This is a genomic window from Allocatelliglobosispora scoriae (assembly GCF_014204945.1).
GTDB classification, from domain to species: Bacteria; Actinomycetota; Actinomycetes; order Mycobacteriales; family Micromonosporaceae; genus Allocatelliglobosispora; species Allocatelliglobosispora scoriae.
The window spans coordinates 2414707-2433002 of the sequence record NZ_JACHMN010000003.1 but is presented as its reverse complement, the minus strand read 5'-3'; the positions used below and the strand labels follow the sequence as shown (position 1 = coordinate 2433002).

Here is an 18296-nt window from a genome sequence, read left to right as displayed (position 1 = left end):
ACCGGCGAGTGGCTGGTCACCGCGGGCGGCAGGATCGGCTCGGCACCGGCGTGGCCGCCGTGCCGGGTCCGGGATTCCCGGACCCGGCACGGCGCGCCGTGCTCAGCTGCAGGCGGTGCCGTTAAGGCTGAACCCGCTCGGCGCAGCGGCGTTACCGCTGTGGTTGGCCTGGAAACCGATGGTCGTCGAGCCGCCCGGCGGGATGACGGCGTTGTAGTTGACGTTGGTCGCGGTCACCTGCCCGCTCGTCGGCGCGTAGGTGGCGCTCCAACCGGAGGTGATGGTCTGCCCGGATGCGAGCGTGAACCGCAGCGACCAGCCGTTGGTGGGCGTCGAGCCGGTGTTCGTGATGGTGATGTTGTCGGTGAGGCCGGTGTTCCACGGACTGACCGACTGGGTCACCCGGCAGGTGCCGTTGCCGCCGCCCGGCGAGGTCGACGGGTTCGGGCTCGCGCTCGGACGCGGCGAGCTCGCCGTCGCGCTCGGCTGCGGGCCGGTCCCCTCGCTCACGGTGATGTTGGAGCTGCCGCTGCTCTGGTAGCCCTCGGTGGCGAGGATCTGGTAGTTGTGGGTGCCGAGGTTCAAGCCGAGGCCCGCCCACGCGTTGAAGTGGTTGGCGGTGGTGATGGTGCCGCCGGTCCGGTGCTGCTGGCGGACGCTCCAGTACTGGTAGAACGTCGCGTTCCCGATGATCGAGGGCTGGTTGACGCGCAGCGTGCGATAGATGTCGTAGGTGCTGCCGTCGGTGGTGACGGAGCCCAGCCGGGTCGCGCCGGTGCTCGGGTTGTAGCTGCCGAAGTTCTCCACCACGTAATACTCGATGAGCGGATTGGTCGTCCAGCCGTAGAGCGCCAGGTAGCCGTTGCCGCCCGGGCTGAACGTGCCCGAGTAGTTCACGGTGTGGCTCGACCCGGGGTTCCAGCCCTTGCCGACGACGGTGTTGTTGATGCCGCTGAACTGCACGCTGTACTGCCCGGCGGCGCCGAGGGTCATCGTGACGTTGCCGCTGTCCTTCCAGTAGGAGAAGAAGAACCCGTTGTGCGTGCCGGTGGTGTTGGAGGTGATGGTCCGGTTGGCCTCGGCGTGGGCGACACCGGCCAGGGTCATCGAGGCTGCGGCCAGCAGGGCGGCACTGGCGGCGGCGATGAGCAGCTTCGGGTAGGTGCGCCTGCGGCGCGACGGTGGGGACGGGAGTTCGGACACGTGCGTCCATCCTTTTCGTGAGGGCGGCCCGAGGACCAGGCCGCGTGACACGACTCGACGCCGTCGCGGGCCGCCAGGGCGCGGCCGCACGTCAGCGTTGAAGTTCATCGATGCTGGCAGTATTCGTTCAGCTCGATCGGACTGTCAACAACTTCCGGAAGTTCACGAAATTCTCGCCCTCTCCAACTCGGCATCGATCAGCAATTCTGTGTTGATGCCGACCGACCCGACCACGATCGCCGCATCGTGCCTCGTGAAAGTTTCAGGACGGATCCTCCGCATAGGATGCGGTGATGGACACATCCCCGCTGGACGCCCTGCCGAGGATCGGCGCACCCGCCACGCGCGCGCTCAACGCCGCCGGCTACACCACGCTGCGGCAGCTGGCGGGCGTACCCGGGAAGGATCTGGCGAAGCTGCACGGCATGGGGCCCAAAGCGCTGCGGATCATCGAGGCGGCGCTGGCGGAGCACCGGCTCAGCCTCGGGTGAGGCCCGGCCGGGCGGTGCGGAACGTCCGCCGGTAGGCCTCCGGCGGCACCCCGAGCAGCCGGTGGAAGTGCCGGCGCAGCGTGGCGGCGGTGCCCATGCCGGTCCGGTCGGCGATCAGCTCGATGGTGTCGTCGGTGGTCTCGAGGAGCTCCTGCGCCCGGTGCACCCGTTGCGTCAGCAGCCATCGCAGCGGGCTCGTGCCGGTGACGGCGTGGAAGTGCCGGGTGAGGTTGCGCGAGCTCATGCTCGCCTGGCGGGCCAGGTCCGGCACGGTCAGGTCCTGCTCCAGCCGGGCGCCGGCCCAGGCCAGCAGCTCGGCGAGGACGTGGTCCCGCCCGTGGGACACCGCAGCCGGGATGAACTGCGCCTGACCGCCCTGCCGGTGCGGTGGCACGACGAGGCTGCGGGCGAGCGCGTTGGCGACCGCCGCGCCGTGGTCGGCCCGGACGAGGTGCAGGCAGAGATCCATCCCGGCCGCCTTCCCCGCGGAGGTCAGGACGGTGCCGTCGTCGATGTAGAGCACATCCGGGTCCACCAGCACCCGGGGATGCCGCTCGGCCAGCAGCGACGTGTGCGCCCAGTGGGTGGTGGCTCGCCGCCCGTCGAGCAGCCCGGCGGCGGCCAGGACGAAGGCCCCGGTGCAGAGGGAGACCACCCGGGCACCCGCCTCGTGTGCCGCGCGCACGGCGTCGACCAGCTCGGGCGGCGGCGGGTCCTCGGCGCTGCGGATGGACGGGACGATGACGGTGTCCGCCGCCGCGAGCGTGTCGAGCCCGTGCTGGATGCCGGCCCGCAGCCAGCCGCCGACCTCGGCGGTGTCGGGACCGCAGATGGAGAAGGCGTACCACGGGTCGGCGAGACCCCGGTCGGTGCCGAAGACCTCGCACGCCGCGGCGAGCTCGAAGAGCGGGGTTCCGTCGGCGACTGCCAGGGCGACCGAGTGCATGTCCGAAAGTGTACGGGGCACGTCATTGCGGCCACTGGTGCTCGACGATCATGAACGCGAGGCTGGGAGCATGACAGAACAGACAGTCGCCGTCATCGGCGCGTACGGGCACACCGGCCGTTTCGTCGTCGCGGAGCTGCGCCGGCGCGGGCTGACTCCGATCCTGTCCGGTCGTGACGCCGGCAGGCTGCACGCGCTCGGGGCGGCTCATCCCGGATCGGAGGTCCGCCCCGCGTCGGTCGACGACCCGGCCTCGCTCGACCGGGCCCTCGCCGGTGCCGCCGCGGTGATCAATTGCGCCGGACCCTTCGCCTCAACGTCCGCAGCGGTTCTCGAGGCGGCGTTGCGGGCCCGGATCCCCTACCTGGACGTGACGGCGGAGACCGAGGCGGTCATCGACACGTTCGCCCAGTACGCCGACCGCGCCCGCGACGCCGCCATCCCGGTCGTCCCGGCGATGGCGTTCTTCGGCGGCCTCGGCGACCTGCTCGCGACGGTGGCGATGGGCGACTGGGCGGCGGCGGACCGGATCAGCATCGCCTACGCCCTCAGCAGCTGGAAGCCCACGCACGGCACCCGGGCGACGGGTCAGGTCTCCGCCGGGCGCAGGGACGGCAGGCGGATCCGCTACGCGAACCACCGGCTGGAGTTCCGCACCGGCGAGGCTCCGGTCACCGAGTGGACCTTCCCCGAGCCGATCGGAACCCGGGCGGTCGTCGCGGAGTTCACGATGGCGGACAGCGCCACGATCCCCACGCACCTGTCGACGCGCGAGATCCACACGTACATGTCGGTCGATGCGGTCAGGGACCTGCGCGATCCGGCGTCGCCACCGCCGGAGGCGACGGACGCGCAGGGCCGGTCCGCGCAGACGTTCCTCGTCGAGGTGGTCGCGCACGCGGCGGGCGAGACGCGCCGCGCGGTCGCCCGCGGCCAGGACATCTATGCCGTCACCGCGCCCCTGGTCGTGGCGGCGGTCCAGCGCATCCTCGCCGTGCCGGGCGGGCCGAGCGGGGTCTTCGCGGCCGGCGAACTCTTCGACGCGCGAGACTTCCTGCGATCGCTCGGCCCGGACCACCTGACGCTCGACCTCCCTTCGGTGGCAGGCCCTCGGATCGACCGCTAACGGCCGCCGGGCAGGTCGAGGCCGGCCGGAGCGCGCATCCGCCACGCGTCGGTGACGAGTTCGGTGAGCCGCTCGGCATCGACCCGCCCCAGCCGCAGCATGACCAGCGGCATCCCGTCATAGGCGGGCGTCGTGAAGAAGAGCTCCGGCTCGCCGAGCAGCAGCGCCCGCTTCTCCGCCTCGTCACCGACGTAGAGCACGGCGACATCGGTGCGGATGACGCGCGGCCTGCCCGGCTGCCGTTCGGGATAGGACCAGACGAACCCCTTGCCGGCGACCCGGAAGTCGAAGCCCTCGCTGTCGATCTCGACGACGTGGGGCAGCGCGAGCGCCAGTCGGCGCACGTCGTCGGCGTCAGCCACAAAGATCAACCCCACTCCGGTGTACGCGTCCGAACCATCGCCACCTGAGCACCCTAGTACGCGTTCCGGGCGGGTGTCGGTGGCTCGTGCAAGGATGGGCCGGACAGGAGAGGTGACCATGGCTGAGTTCCCGCAATTGCTGCACACCGTGCTCGACACCACCGACGTCCGGGCGCTGGCCGAGTTCTATCGGCACCTGCTCGGCCTTCAGTACCGGCCGGGTGACGAACCTCCCGCCGACGGCACCGCCGACGATGCGGACTGGCTCGTCCTCGTCGACGCCGACGGTGTCCGCAAGCTCGCGTTTCAGCAGGAAGCCGAGCTGAGGCCGACGACGTGGCCGACACACGAGGTCCCGATGCAGCTGCACCTCGACTTCACCGTGTCGAGCTTCGAGGAGCTGCAGCGCCAGCGGGAGCGGGCCGAGTCGCTCGGTGCGAAGATCCTGCTGGACCGCACGGCCGACCAGGGCGAGCCGCTCTATGTCTTCGCGGACCTCTCCGGCCACCCGTTCTGCATCTTCGTCGCCTGATCCCCGAGCGTTCACTCAGCTCGGGGCGGTGCCGGTGTCCCGGACGCGGGCGTGCAGGTGCATGTCGTGTCGGCCGTCGGCGTGGACGGCGGCGCTGCGCTTGGTGCCCTCCAGGAGATAGCCGGACTTGACCGCGACCCGGCACGATGCCTCGTTGCGGGTGGAGTGGTCCAGTTCCAGGCGGTGGAAGCCGATCTGCTCCAGCGCCCACCTGCTCACGGCGGTGAGCGCACGGGTCGCCACACCGGTGCCGCGGGCGGCCGGGAGCACCCAGTAGGCGCAGCCGGCGACACCGTCATCGAGGTCGATCCCGCGCATGGCGAGCCGCCCGAGCACCTCGCCGCTGTCGTCGCCGGTGATCGCCCAGTGCGCGGCCTTCTCCCGGGCCCAGTCCCGGCGGTAGTCGTCGAACCACTCGTGGACCTGGGCCTCGGACACCGGTCGGCGCGTGTGCCAGCGCTGGATCGCCGGGTCCTGATAGGCGGCGAGGAACACCGGTGCATCGGCGGCCTCCCACGGCCGCAGCAGCACGCCGCCACCGGCGGCGAGAACGGGTTGCGGTGCCGCGACGAGGGTCCCGGCCGGGATGGCGGACGGCGTCGACAGAACGTGGTTCATGCGCTCATCCTCGCTCGACCGTCGCACCCTTGATCACGCAGGTTCCCGGAAACAGTCCCCTGCCACCGCCGGTGAAGGGCCGACTTCCGGGCAACAGCGCGATCATGCCCCGAGCGCGGCACTCCAGCGCCAGCGCCTCAGGCGACGGGGAGGAGCTGGTGCAGGCGGCGCTGCAGGCGCTCGACCGCCTCGGACTCGCTCAGCCCGCGGTCGGCGTCGGACGGCTCGCGGCTGAACACCACCGACCACGTGTCGTTGTCCGCGGCGGCGGTGACCCACCCGATGTCCTCGGTCACCCCGCTGCCGGTGGTGTCGACCGCGAAGGAGACGACACCCGGGCGGTTCCGCTCCAGGAACTGGCGCGCCACCGCGAGCAGCTGCCCGCCCACGTCGAGGGTCCGGTTCATGCCCGTCACGTCGAAGCAGCGGTGCTTGCGCGGCGTCACCAGCAGCCGGGCCCGCCCCGAGTCGAAGAGGACCGCGCCGTCGGACTTGTCCGCCGAGATCAGCCCCAGCTGGACGCAGACCGAGGCCTTGGTGACCGCCTCGCTCACGGCGCCCGTCGCGGGGGCGTAGGTGACCCGCTCGCCGTCGCTGACCGCGAGCCCGCGGACGATCAGGGAGCTGAACCCGGCCGAGATGGCGGCCTCACCACGCTCGGCGTCGGTCAGCCCGATCACCTGCGCGGCCCGCCCGCCGAGCGGTGTCGTCGCCGGGCTGCTGGCGATGAGGTAGGAGAGCTCCGCTGCGGTGAACGAGACCCGGTCGGCGGAGGCCGTCATGCCGAGGCGCGCCGTCGGCTCTTCCTCAGAAGATTGCATTGAAGATCCCCCTGCCGGTGTTCAGTGCGTCGGAGGCGAGGTTGCCGACGCCCTCGACCACATTGCCCGCGCCCTCGATCAGCGGGTCGAAGGTCTCGTGGAAGCCTTCGGTGGCGCCCTCGACGAGCCCGGTGCCGGCCTCCCAGGCATCGTCCCACCGGTCGCCGACCCAGTCGCGGACCGGCTCGTAGCTCGCGGCGATGGAGATCCCCGCGGCGACGATCCCCACGCCTGCCGCGACGGCGATGGTGAGCGGCGCGGTCGCGACCAGGCCGACGACGAGTGCCGCACCGCCGAGTCCGACCGCGAGCCCCATCAGGATCACACCGCCGGTGTCGCCTTCGACGATGTAGCCGCCCAGGGCGAACCCGTCCAGGGCGAGGCCGAAGACACCGACGGCGGCACCGGCGGGCCGCAGGAACTTCAGCAGCGGCGAGGCGTGGTCGAGCGCGTGCACGGACTGCTCGACGAGGGTGAGACCGATGTCGCCGATGTCGCTCCAGAAGTGCAGGCCGTGCATGAAGTGCAGGAAGTCGTCGAGCGGGCCGTGCGGCGCCTCGCCGAAGACACCGTGGCCGTCGGCGGGAGCCTCGCCGAACACACCGTGACCGTCGGCAGGAGCCTCGCCGAAGACGCCGTGGCCGTCCTGGCTCGCCTCGATCTGCTCGTTGGCGTTGACGAAGGCGATGATGCTCATGCGCCGCATCAGCTCGGCGGTGAGGCCGAGCGCGGGCGCGTTGGAGCTGGCCCACTCCGACCGCGCCTCGTGGGCGTCCGGACCGTCCCATGTGGAGTGGAACAGGGCGCCGGTGAGCCGGCCGCGCAGCTCCTCCAGCAACTGCGCTCCGAACAGCAGGTGGCGGCCGAGCATCTGTACCTGGTGCGGGTCATTGCCCACGAACCCTGACATGGATCTCCACCTCCCCCGCAGTGACGGATACGGACACGGGCCCGCTTGCGCGGGCCCGTGTCGCAGCTCAGTTGGCTGAGGTCTGCTCCTGCGCGTCGGCGTTCGACAGCGCCTTCTGCGCCGCGTGCTCGATCGAGTCGGCCACAGCGAGCAGTGCCTGCATGTGGTGACCCTGCCACTCGCCGACGAACTGATCCCGGTCAGGTCCAGTCCACGGCGTGGCCTCGATCTGCGCGCCGATGCTCGAAGCCAGGTCGCGGATCTGCGTGGAGCCCGTGGAAAGCTGGGCAGCCATCGCGCGGACCTGCTCCGGATCCATACCCAGGTAGGGACCAGTCATCTTCATCTCCCGTTTCAGTCACCTTCACGGCTGAGGCCGCGAAGTCCGCCGACTGAAAGATACGGGGCTGTGTGGACGGAAGTACATGGGGACAACTCCCCTATGCTGCTGCCCAACTGAACACGTAGTGGATGACCGTTTGGCCGGGTGCGGTGCCGGTCGACTTGTATCCGCCCTGGAGCTGCAGGTCGAGGTATCCGACCTTGGTGGCAGCCCACGGTGTGCGGGTCTCCTCCACCTTGCCGGAGTCCCTGATGGCGGCGGCTTTGGTAAACCAGGTCTGCGCGGCACCGGCATCGAGACCGAAATCACTCAGGGCAGCGGCGAGGTGGTCGCGCCCCTCCTCCAGGGTCGGCGCGTAGAACTGGATGTCCATTGTGGTCGGTGCGCCGGTCTTCGGGTCGGGTGCGCGCATCGCGTCGACGCCGACGATCTTGGCGTCGAAGGCGAGCTGCTTGCCCCCGGGCAGGCTCACCTTGATCGGGAACGGCTTGTGGTCGTCGGTCTGGAAGGCGTACTGGGCCTTGCCGTCGGGCAGCCCCACCGCCGCACGGGAGGGCGGACTGGTGAGGTCGAACACCTTCACGTCCCGAGTGCCTGTATCGCTGTCCACCGAGCATCCCTCCACACCGAGCAGAACGAGTAACGCCAACGCCATCGAGGCCCGTCTCCGGTTGATCATTGGTCGAAGTCAACTTTCCAGTCTGTGAAGTAGTGCTCGCCCAACGTGTCGAGCCGGTTGTAGATCCGGTTGTCCTCGGTCCGGTCGACGACGTCTGAGCTGATGATCGCACGGGCCTGGTCCGGATCGTTGCGCAAGAGGTCCTGGAACGCCGGCAGGGTGTCGTGGGTGATGTAGTCCCAGCGGTCGTTGAAGTTGGCGAGGTTGCCGTCGGGGAACGGCGTGGTGACCGTCACCGAGCCCTGCAGCGGGTTGTCCCACGGCGTGAACGGGATCCGGTCCGGGCCCGGGGTCTCCTGGGTGAACTCGAACGGCCGGTATTCGCCGAAGCCGTGCGCACCCGGGATCGACGGCTCCCCGATCGCCGTCATCGCGTAGGTGAAGGCCGGTCCGGTCGGGGAGTGGTCGTACATGAGCTGGTAGTTGCGGTCCAGTACGGTCCACTGCTCCCGGTGCAGGAGCTCCTCGTTGCCCTGCATGACGAGGTCCTGGTCGCCGGTGCGCGTACCCAGATCGATCTTCTCCCAGGCCTGGACCGTCTGCGCGTCGATGAGCCCGGCGTCGCCGAGCTGCTGGATGCCCGGCATGCCCGCGCCGAGGTAGGCCTCGTGCTGCATCGCCATGTCGGTGAAGACGTCCTTCTCCATCTGCAGGAAGGTGGTCTCGTAGAACTTCAGCTCCGCCTCGGAGGCGTTGGCGAGCAGGTCCATGCCCGGCGGTACGCCGGGCAGGCCCGCGAACTTCGCCGCGAGGTCCCGGAACATCTCGATGTCGAAGAACCCGGCCGACAGCGACGGGCCGACCATGTTGGCCATCCCCGCCCACTGCAGGTTGGGGTTCTCCAGGAAGAGCTTGCCGTAATAGGTGTAGACGTCGGTGACGGTGTCCTTGAGGACCGTGGCACCGAGGGCCGGGTCCCACACCGACATGTCGATGCCGGCCCTGTCCGCGGCGATGGCGAGCCAGTAGGCCTGCAGCTCCTCCGGCGTGGCATCGGGCCCGGGGAACGGGATACGCGGCGTGTAGAGCGCCGCCAGGGCCACCTCACCGGCGCTCGCGTCGCGCTGCGCACCGGCGTTGGCGAACAGCGTCTGGCTCATCGCGTGGAAGAGCTGGGCGGCCGAGCCCAGTGCCGGGGCGTGGCTGGCGTCCCAGTCCGAGCGCGCGTCCTCCGCGTCGGGACCGGCCCAGCCGGTGTCGAAGAGCTCGGCGGTCAGGCGCAGCCGCAGTTCATCGAGCAGCGCCGCCCGGCTGAGCAGGTGCTCGCCCAGGGCGTCGAGCTGGACCGGATCGGCCCCTACGTAGGTGCTCATGTCGTGCCTCCCCTCGTCTGTGAGATCAGTTGGGTAGTGCGATCTGGACGATGCGCGGCTGCCCGCGCAGGACCAGCAGGCCGCGTCCCGGCGGTGGCGAGGACAGCTTGGGCTGTTTCGCCTGCTCGAAGCCGAAGATCGTGGCGTACTGCAGGGCCGGGGCGACCTGGAGGCCGACACCGGTCCGGGCCCGGACGAGCTGGTAGACGGGGTCCGACTTCAGCATCCGACTGGAGTCGCCCTCCACCACCACGAAGTGGCCGTGGTCGCGGCAGACCTTGAAGAGGTTCTCCAGGGTCGCCTGCGGATCGCGGATGTCGGCGAGGTCCGGGAAGGACTCCACGATGATCGTGCGGGGCGCCGACGTACGCAGGTCCGCCGTGAGCTGCTCGGCGAGCTTGCGTACGTCGTCGGCGTTGGTGGCGCTGCTGACCCACTGGGCGGCCCCGACCAGGCCGGGGTTGACCCGTGGCGAGAAGAGGTGCAGCTCCATGCCCGGCCGCGAGCGGCGCAGGCTCGCCACGATCGTGGTGAGCGTGGTGGTGCGGCCGCTGCCGGTGGGCCCGGCGACGACGAAGAACCCGCGCGGGTCGAACCCGACCGGCTCCAGCGTGTCGTATGCCTGCCCGATCACCGGCAGATCCCCGGCCGGCAGGTCGGCGAGGCGGACCTGGGAGGCGAGCGAGTCGACCGGTGCGGGCACCGGCAGGTCGGCCCGGCGCAGCGCGTCGGCGAGCGACTCGATCGCGTTGAGCTCGGCCTCGACATCCGCGCCGCCGGCGATCCCGACCTGCATCTCGGTGCGGTCGGCCAGGGCCCGTCCGGGCGGCGCGTCGGGGCTCAGCGCGTCGGTGTTGCGGATGCCGAGCAGGTTGTAGTCCGCCTCGGCGATGCGCAGCACCAGGCGCTGCTGGGCGGTCGAGGCGAGGCTGCCGGGCACCGAGTTGGGGCGGTCCGTCGTCATCGCCAGGTGCACCCCGGCACTGCGCCCCCGGGTGGCGACGTCCATCAGCCGCTCGTAGATGCCGGACGCCGTCCCGGGCGGGAACTGCTGGTAGAGCGAGCCGACGCCGTCGACGAGCAGCAGCACCCTCGGCATCTTCCACCGGTCGGCGACCGAGAGCCGCTGCCAGTATCCGCTGAGGTTGCTCGGCTGCGCCGCGGTGACGAGCGGCGCGCGCTGGTCGATGAGGCGCTGCAGCCGGCCCAGCAGCCGGGTGAGCTTCTCCACGTCGTCGCCGCGCACCACGTCGGCCATCTGTGGCAGCGCCTCCAGCGGATCGAGCCCGTGGTTGCCGAAGTCGATGCCGTAGACGTGGCAGGGACCGGCGTCGCCGCGGGCCGCCGCCAGCGCCAGCGAGCGCAGCACCGTGCTCTTGCCGCTGCCGCCGGAGCCGTAGACGATCAGGTTGCCGCTGGTGTCGGGGTCGAAGAGCGCGAGCGGCTGGCGCTGCTCCTCGGGGATGTCGCGGCGGCCGATGACGATGCCGGGGCCGTCGCCCGCCGACTTCGCCGCGAGGTCGAGCCGCACCGGCAGCTCCGGCCGCCACGGCACGAACGGCTCGGGCAGGCGCAGGATGTCGTTGGCGTGCCGGATGGTCGCCACGATCCGGCCGATGTCGGTGGCGACGTGGTCGGGCGCGGTGAAGGCGGCCTGCCACGGGTCGGCGAGGCCGAACGGCATGGGCCGGATCAGCACGTCCTGCCCGGCGGTGTCACCGGCGGTCCAGCCACCGGCGTAGGCGGCCTGGAACATGGTGACCCGGCCCGGTCCGGTGCGTGCCGCCGCCCGGCCGGGGATGTCCAGGTCGAACGCGGCGGCCATCGGCGAGCCGAGCACGTCGTTGCTGTCCCCCGCGTCGGCCATCCGCAGCGCGATCCGCAGGTTGGTGTTGGCGCGCAGCTGGTCGTTGATGACGCCGGTGGGGCGCTGGGTGGCGAGGATCAGGTGCAGGCCCAGGGAGCGCCCGCGCTGGCCGATGTCGACCATCCCGTCGACGAACTCGGGGATCTCCTTCTTCAGCGCCGCGAACTCGTCGACGACGATGACGAGGCGCGCCGGGGCGTGGTCGAGGTGGTAGCGCTCCATGTCGGCGAGGTCCTTGGCGCGGAACCGCTTGACCAGGTGCTCCCGGCGGGTCAGCTCGGCCCGCAGCGAGGTCAGCGCACGGCGTACCTGATGGGGGTCGAGGTCGGTGACCATGCCCACCGAGTGCGGGAGCTGCGAGATCACGCCGAAGGCCGACCCGCCCTTGTAGTCGACGAGCAGGAAGTTGACCCGGCGCGGGTCGTGGCCGGTCGCCATGCCCAGCAGCCAGGTCTGCAGCAGCTCGCTCTTGCCGGCGCCGGTGGTGCCGCCGAGCAGCGCGTGCGGTCCCTGCGCGACGAGGTCGAGGTGGTATGCCTCGTTGGTGCCGAGCGCACCGACGAGCGCGCGCAGCCCCGGCTTCGTCTCGTCCCAGCGGTCGATGATGCACTGCGGATCCGTGTCGACGGGGGCCTGCGCGAGGGTCACGAAGGAGGCCGAGCGCGGCAGGTCGCTCTCGTCGGAGGTACGCGCACCGGCGTCCACGACCGGCGACAGCCGCATCGCGAGCGCCTCCGCCTGTGCCCCGCTGATGAGCTCCACCCGGACCGGCTCGACCCGGTCGCCGGTGCGCACGTGGCCGACCTCGCCGGCCGTGGCGTCGTCGGCGACCTCGACGAAGGTGCGGCAGACCGCGGGCAGCCGGACCACGTTGGCGGAGAACCAGATGACGTGCACCCCGGCCTCGGGTCCGCGTTCGGCGAGGTCCACGAGGCGGCCGCGGTCGACCTCGGTGTCGTCGCTGACGAGCAGCACGACGGCGGGCAGCGGTGCCGAGCGGGCCTCGGTGCGTACCTTGATCAGGTCGTCGAGCGCGGCGAGCAGCGCGATCGAGGCGCCGCCGCCGGTGGTGAGGTGGTCCACCCGCAGCGGCGTGTGCGCCGACAGCGGGAAGGGCGAGGTGTGCGGCAGCCACTTCAGCCAGTTCCACTCCGCGGCCGCGGCGGCCGACATGACCGCGCAGACGACGAGCTCGGCCGGTGAGTGCAGGGTGACGAGCTGGGCGATGATGCCCCGGGCGACGCGCCGGGCGGCCTGGCCGGGCCCGGCGACGCCGAGCGCACCGCAGCTGCGCAGCGCGGCGACGACCGGCACCGCGTCGACGGTGGCGTAGGGCGCGACCGCCTCGGTCAGCTCGTCCCACACCTCCTGCGGCGACTCGCCCCGGTTGGGCATCTTGATCGTGTTCTGCGACGGCAGCGTGGCGAGGCCCGTGCGCAGCTCCAGGAAGCTGGCGTGCTCGGGGCGCCGGGTCCACAGCAGCGGGCCGTAGGCGTGCGCGCTGGTGACGAGCTCACCGGCGGAGGGGTGCGACGCGCAGCGCTGCAGGTGCTCCTCGCCGACCGCCTTGCGCAGGTTCTTGTCGAGGGCCTCCAGCGCGGTGCGGAAGTCGGCGAGCGCCTGCTTCCACTCCTTCTTGCGGTTGAAGTAGTCCTCGGCGTAGGAGCCGCCGACCATCATCGGGCTCATGAAGATGAAGATCAGCGAGAACGGCGACCTGGTGAGCATGAAGAGCGCGGCGCCCATGAGCAGCGGGGTGAGCATGGGCACGATCGGGAACCGCCGCTTGTTCGGGCGCTTCGGCGGGGTCGGCGGGTCCAGCTCCACCCCCTCATAGGTGGGGTCGAGCCGGGGCGACCGGTTGAACATCTGGGTCGCGTGGCGGCTCGCCGAGACGTGGGCGGCGATCGGCTGGGCGGTGGCGTTGACCGTGATCACGGTGTTGCCGAGTTTGACCTGGTCACCGGGCCTGAGCACGGTCCGCGACACGAGCCCGCCGCCGAACTCGACGCCGTTGGTGGAGTTGATGTCGCGGATCTCGACCGACGCGCCGACGTGCAGGCTCGCGTGGACCTTGGAGACCTGGGTGTCGCTGAGCCGCACCGTGCAGGAGGCGTCCCGGCCGATCAGGTTGTTGCCGCTGCGCAGCGGGAAGCTGCGGCCCCGGTCCGGTCCGTCGAGCACCCGGAGCTGCCCGGCGACGCCGACCGAGCCCGCGTCACCGGCGAAGGCGGACGCCGGGCGCACGCTCACCGTCACCCCGGAGCCGAGGCCCGCCTCCTCGATCTCGTGCGCCGGGTCCAGCGCCCGCACCCCGTCCCGGCCGTGCAGGGCCAGGGTGACCGGGCTGCCGCCGCGGTCGCCCTGGACCGGGTCCCGGTCGAAGAGGGCGGCGGCGAGCGAGCCCACGGTCACGCCCGACGGCACGGTGACGGCGAGGTCGGCCCGGCCCTCGCCCTGCTGGAGGGTCAGTTTCAGGCTCGTCATCGTCGCTTCCCACCACTACCGAAGGTCGTCGCCGGCAGCAGCGACACGGGATTGAGCAGCGCACGCAGGCGCCGCCAGAACGGAAGGCCCTGTCCCAGCACGTGGATCGCCTCCTCCACATCGGACCAGAACTGCGTGTCCTGGTCCGCCTGCTCGAACTCGGGCGGCCCGAAGACGGTCCGGTCGGCGCGGTGGGCCAGGTTGCGTACCGCCACCTTGTGGGCCGCCGCGAGCTCCGCGTCGCTCAGGCGATAGAGCGCGCTCACGGTCTCGCGCCGCGTCTGCCCATAGGGGACGGGTACGCGATGGTCGCGCAACCTGTCGAGCAGCTCCAGCCAGCCGCCCGCGACCCGCATCCGGGGCGTGTCATAGGAGCGCCGGCGCCGCCTGCGGACCGTCTTGACCCCGATGACCAGGGCGCAGACCAGCGCGACGAGCAGCAGCGGCGGCCCCACGTAGGTGAGGATCGCCAGCACCGTGGCGCACCAGGTGCACCCGGGCGGCGGCGGTGGCGGCGGCCGGTCGCCACTGCTGGGCGGCGGCTGCTGGGCCGGGGGCAGTTCGGGGGCGATCGGCGGCTGGACGAGCTGCGCGGTGCCCTTCTGCTCCGCGGGCGGGTCCGGCGGGCGGGGCTTGTTGCGCACCTCCGGCGTCGGGTCGATGGCGACCCAGCCGGCCCCGTCGAAGAGCACCTCGACCCAGGCGGTGACCATCGCACCGGTGACATCGGTGGCGCCGTTGCGCTCCTTGGGCCGCACGCCGAGCACCACCCGCGTGGGCAGGTGCAGCTCGCGCAGCATCAGGGCGTAGGCGGCGGCGTACTGCTCCGGGTCGCCGACGGGGCGCGCCGGGCTGAGGAACTCCTTGATCCGCCCGGCGCTGTGCCCGGGGAAGACCGACAGGCCGCTGCCCGCGAGGCCGGTGCCGTCGCTGAAGTCACCCGCCTGCAGGAACTTGTAGAGGCTGTCGATCACCTCGGCCGCGCCGGTCATCCCGGTCGTACGCTCGGCGACGACGGCGTCGACCCGGTCCATCGCGCCCAGCGGCGACGCCTGGGAGAGCTGCTGGACCGGCTGCCCGGCGAGGCTCTTGCCGTGGGAGAGCCAGTCCTTGGCGGGCGGGATCACCGCCTCCAGCACGATCGTGTCGCCCTCGCGCAGCTTCGTGTGGTCGCTCAGCACGCCCGTGGCGGTGACCCGGTTGTAGCGGAACGCCTCGGTGAGCTCCCTGCCCCGCTGGCCGGGGAAGGTGACGCTCGTCGCGGACCCGACCGTCGGCACCCAGACGCTGCCCAGGTCGCGGATGGTGACCTGGACGGTGGCCCGGGCACCCTCCTCCTTGACCGGGATGCGCGCACCGACCCGTTCGAAGACTCCCGAGGCGGCGTTGCGGCCGCCGACCGGCGCGACCGCCCACACCACGCCGTCGAAGGTGTCCATCACCGCGAGCCGGAGCCGCGCGTCGGCGGGCAGGCCGGTGACGGAGAAGAGGACATCCTTCTTCTGCGTCACCTCGTAACGGCGGAACCCGCTCAGCGGGCTCGGGTAGATGTTGGGGTCGAACGGCAGCTCGACGTGCTCGCGCAGCACGAACCGGTCGTCGGCGCTCGCCACCACCGGTGACAGCGACGCGGCCCAGGCCAGGGCCGCCGCGATCGCGACGATCGTGGTGGAACGCGCGATCCGCTTGGCCTGGTCCACGCCGACGAGCCGGGACCCGGTGGCCCGCCGCTGCCGGACCGTCACCAGGATCAGCGCGAGCGCGGCGAAGACGGTGCCGTTGAGCAGGATCGAGACCGGTTCGCTGGTGCCGAGCAGCAGCCCGGTCGCGAGCAGCAGCAGTGCGGGCAGCAGCGGGGCGCCGAGCATCCGGCGCCGCCCGGCGAGCAGGACCGCGCTGAGCCCGGCCAGAAATGCCGAAACATAGGGTACGAGCAGCAGCGGACCGTCGTCGACGACCGGCGGCACGGTGGTGAGCAGGCCCCGCCAGCCGCCGACCGCACCGTCCCAGATCCCGGTCAGCGTGGACCAGGTCGGCACCGTGTGCGCGATCAGCGTCTCGGGCAGCGCCAGCGGGCCGGCACCGAGGATCAGCAGCACCAGCCCGGCCGCCACCGCCGTCAGCGCGGTCCAGTGGCGGCGGTTGGCGAGCCAGGCCACGCCCATGCCGATGGCGAGCCCGACGGCACCGGCGAGCAGGTAGCCGCGCCCGGCGTAGACGGAGTCCAGGGTGGTGAGCGCGACGAGCATCAGCAGCGCGATGACGACGAGGTCCAGCGCCGAGGTACGCGGTGCCGAGCCGCCCGTGGTGGACGTGGACGCGGTCATGACCAGGCCTCCCCGAAGACTGAGCCGATCTTGCCGAACTCGGCGAGGGACGGGACGGTGACGACGAGCAGCCGCCGGGCCCGTGCCACGTCGACCTCCGCGGTCTCGTCGACCCGGATCGCCAGCGCCCGGACATCCGGGCCGAAGACGTTCGCCGCGCGGCGCAGCACCATCAGCTCGACCGGCCCACCGGTGATGAAGATCGCGATGCTCGTGTCCGGCGCGAGGCGGTGCATCCGGGTGGCGGAGGCGATCACGTCTGCTCCCCCGCCGAGCTCCGCCCGGGCGAAGGGGTCCAGGATCAGCAGCCGGGACTGGCGCGGCCGGGCCGGGGCGTGCTGCCCGGCGGCGAGCACCGCGACGTGCTGGTCGTCGTCGACACCGCGCATCGCGATCGAGCCGCCGACCGAGAGCGCGTCCTCGAACTCCTGCTCGCTGGCGTATTCGCCGCGGACGCCGCTGACCATGATGGACAGTCGCGCCGTGCGGGTGTCGACGAACTGGCGCACCATCGGGCGGCCGAACCGGGCCGAGGTGAAGGCGTGCACGTGCCGCAGGTCGTCACCGGGCACGTAGTCGCGCAGCGAGTGGAAGGAGACGTCGCTGACCGAGCGGTCGTTGGTGGACTGCCCCTCCAGGTCCTTCAGCAGGCCGGCGCCGAGGCTGCCGATGACGACGGTGTCCGGGTTGACGAGCAGCTCCTGCGGCTCGGCCAGGGCCATCTCACGGCGCAGCAGGCCCAGCGGATCACCGCGTACGGTGCGGACCGGGCCGATCGTCACCACGCCGCGACTGCCCGTCGGCACCTGCTTGGTGAGCGGGATGACCTGGGTGGCCCCGGCGCCCAGGGAGCCGAGCGGGCGCTCGCCGATCTCGGGGCGCTGGCGGCCGACCGAGATCGGGATCTCGATCAGCGCGCCCTGGCGCAGCCCGCGCCGGGCGATGTTGCGCACCTGGACCTCGACGCCGGGCTCGACGCCGCGGCTGACCCACGGTGCCGGGACGTCGACGCTCACCTGCAGGTCGGCCTTGCCGAGGGTGTAGCGGATCGCGAGCAGCACCACGAAGAAGCCGGACAGCGCGATGACGCGCAGCTCCGTCCAGGCGAAGACCCAGCCCGCGACGCCCGCGACGAGGACCGCCGTGAGCACCGTCCAGCCCAGCCTGGTCGGCATGCGCAGCACCTCCCGGGCCCGCGACACCGCGGTGGACCGGAGCAACGGGCGCAACGCCGCGGCCACCTGCGCCGGAAAGCTGAGGCGCACCGCTACGCCGTCCACCATCACGCTCATCGCGCGGGACCTCCCACCGGGACGACCAGGCGGTCCAGGATGCCGCGGATGACCTCCTGGGGCTTCACGCCGCGGAACTCCGCCTCGACGGTGAGCACCATCCGGTGCGCGAGCGCCTCGACCGCGAGCTCCTTGACATCGTCGCCGAGCACGAAGTGCCGGCCCTCGGCCACGGCCCAGGTCTTGGAGAGCCGGACCAGGGCGAGGCAGCCGCGCATGCTGACGCCGACCTGCACCTGCTTGTCGTTGCGGGTCGCGATCGCGATGTCGTTGATGTACTGCAGGACCGCGATGTCGGCGTGGACCTCGCGGGCGATCCGCTTGCGGTTGTGCACGCCCTCCGCGCTGATGATCGGCTTGATCAGCGAGGACCGGTCGATCTGGAAGGACTCGCTCATCAGCCGCAGCGCCGAGTCCGGATCGGGGTCGCCGAGCTCGGTGCGGACCATGAAGCGGTCGAGCTGCGCCTCGGGCAGCGGGTAGGTGCCCGCCTGCTCGATCGGGTTCTGCGTGGCGATCACCATGAACGGGTCGGCGAGCCGCAGCGAGGTGCCGTCGATCGTGACCTGGGCCTCCTCCATCGCCTGCAGCAGCGCCGACTGCGTCTTCGGCGAGGCACGGTTGATCTCGTCGGCGAGCAGGATGTTGGTGAAGATGGGGCCCTGACGCATGATCAGGTTCTGGGTCTCCAGGTTGTAGACCATGCCGCCGGTGATGTCACCGGGCAGCAGGTCCGGGGTGAACTGGACCCGCTTGGTGTCCCCGTCGATGCTGTTCGCCATGGCCTTGGCGAGCAGCGTCTTGCCGGTGCCCGGCTTGTCCTCGAGCAGCAGGTGCCCACCGGTGAACAGGCACGCCAGCGCGAGCTTGACGCAGACCTGCTTGCCGAGCACCGCCTGCTCGATGTTGTCGACCAGACTGATGAAGTCCCGATGGAACTGCCTGGCCTCGTCCGGGGTGGTAGTCAATTTATCTCCAC

16 protein-coding genes are annotated in these 18296 nt (G+C 71.4%); 3 read left to right on the top strand and 13 right to left on the bottom strand.

Features of this window, described 5'->3' with window-relative positions; translation table 11 throughout:
- Nucleotides 1–102 precede the first annotated feature (102 nt).
- Complete coding sequence (locus F4553_RS37100; RefSeq protein WP_376776338.1) at nt 103–1203, bottom strand: glycoside hydrolase family 11 protein; 1101 nt, start codon at nt 1201–1203, stop codon at nt 103–105.
- 293 nt (nt 1204–1496) lie between these two features.
- On the opposite strand from F4553_RS37100, the gene F4553_RS37095 reads away from it, so the two are divergent.
- Nucleotides 1497–1694, top strand: coding sequence for a helix-hairpin-helix domain-containing protein (locus F4553_RS37095; RefSeq protein WP_184845890.1), 198 nt, complete (start codon nt 1497–1499; stop codon nt 1692–1694).
- Here F4553_RS37095 and F4553_RS37090 read toward each other — a convergent pair.
- Nucleotides 1681–2640, bottom strand: a complete 960-nt coding sequence (locus tag F4553_RS37090; RefSeq protein WP_184845888.1) for a helix-turn-helix domain-containing protein — start codon at nt 2638–2640, stop codon at nt 1681–1683. The two genes, F4553_RS37095 and F4553_RS37090, sit on opposite strands and share 14 nt — an antisense overlap.
- Before the next feature lie 70 nt (nt 2641–2710).
- On the opposite strand from F4553_RS37090, the gene F4553_RS37085 reads away from it, so the two are divergent.
- A complete protein-coding gene (locus F4553_RS37085; RefSeq protein WP_184845886.1) occupies nt 2711–3766 on the top strand; it encodes a saccharopine dehydrogenase family protein in 1056 nt (351 codons plus the stop codon).
- Here the strand turns inward: F4553_RS37085 and F4553_RS37080 are convergent.
- Entirely contained in the window at nt 3763–4128 is a 366-nt protein-coding gene (locus F4553_RS37080) for an MmcQ/YjbR family DNA-binding protein (RefSeq protein WP_184845884.1), read from the bottom strand. The genes F4553_RS37085 and F4553_RS37080 overlap by 4 nt on opposite strands.
- A 118-nt stretch (nt 4129–4246) precedes the next feature.
- On the opposite strand from F4553_RS37080, the gene F4553_RS37075 reads away from it, so the two are divergent.
- Nucleotides 4247–4660: a VOC family protein gene (locus F4553_RS37075; protein WP_184845882.1), complete on the top strand. Its 414-nt coding sequence runs from the start codon at nt 4247–4249 to the stop codon at nt 4658–4660.
- A gap of 15 nt (nt 4661–4675) precedes the next feature.
- Here F4553_RS37075 and F4553_RS37070 read toward each other — a convergent pair whose 3' ends face one another.
- The 10 genes from F4553_RS37070 to F4553_RS37025 form a co-directional block, all read right to left on the bottom strand.
- Entirely contained in the window at nt 4676–5278 is a 603-nt protein-coding gene (locus F4553_RS37070) for a GNAT family N-acetyltransferase (protein WP_184845880.1), read from the bottom strand.
- A gap of 137 nt (nt 5279–5415) precedes the next feature.
- Entirely contained in the window at nt 5416–6099 is a 684-nt protein-coding gene (locus F4553_RS37065; RefSeq protein WP_184845878.1) for a hypothetical protein, read from the bottom strand.
- Nucleotides 6086–7009: a hypothetical protein gene (locus F4553_RS37060; RefSeq protein ID WP_184845876.1), complete on the bottom strand. Its 924-nt coding sequence runs from the start codon at nt 7007–7009 to the stop codon at nt 6086–6088. Before F4553_RS37060 ends, F4553_RS37065 begins: the two co-directional genes overlap by 14 nt.
- Nucleotides 7010–7076: 67 nt before the next feature.
- Complete coding sequence (locus tag F4553_RS37055) at nt 7077–7349, bottom strand: WXG100 family type VII secretion target (RefSeq protein WP_184845874.1); 273 nt, start codon at nt 7347–7349, stop codon at nt 7077–7079.
- Between the two features lie 100 nt (nt 7350–7449).
- Entirely contained in the window at nt 7450–7962 is a 513-nt protein-coding gene (locus F4553_RS37050) for a hypothetical protein (protein WP_184845872.1), read from the bottom strand.
- A gap of 65 nt (nt 7963–8027) precedes the next feature.
- A complete protein-coding gene (locus F4553_RS37045) occupies nt 8028–9344 on the bottom strand; it encodes a hypothetical protein (RefSeq protein ID WP_184845870.1) in 1317 nt (438 codons plus the stop codon).
- Nucleotides 9345–9369: 25 nt separating this feature from the next.
- The gene (locus tag F4553_RS37040; RefSeq protein WP_184845868.1) at nt 9370–13698 is read right to left on the bottom strand and encodes a type VII secretion EssC family protein; all 4329 of its coding nucleotides are present in this window, start codon (nt 13696–13698) and stop codon (nt 9370–9372) included.
- Entirely contained in the window at nt 13695–16025 is a 2331-nt protein-coding gene (locus F4553_RS37035; RefSeq protein WP_184845866.1) for a transglutaminase TgpA family protein, read from the bottom strand. Before F4553_RS37035 ends, F4553_RS37040 begins: the two co-directional genes overlap by 4 nt.
- Nucleotides 16022–17317 (bottom strand): DUF58 domain-containing protein, encoded by a 1296-nt coding sequence (locus F4553_RS37030; RefSeq protein ID WP_184845864.1) that lies wholly within the window; start codon nt 17315–17317, stop codon nt 16022–16024. Before F4553_RS37030 ends, F4553_RS37035 begins: the two co-directional genes overlap by 4 nt.
- Nucleotides 17314–18285, bottom strand: coding sequence for an AAA family ATPase (locus F4553_RS37025; RefSeq protein WP_184845862.1), 972 nt, complete (start codon nt 18283–18285; stop codon nt 17314–17316). Before F4553_RS37025 ends, F4553_RS37030 begins: the two co-directional genes overlap by 4 nt.
- Between the last annotated feature and the right edge of the window lie 11 nt (nt 18286–18296).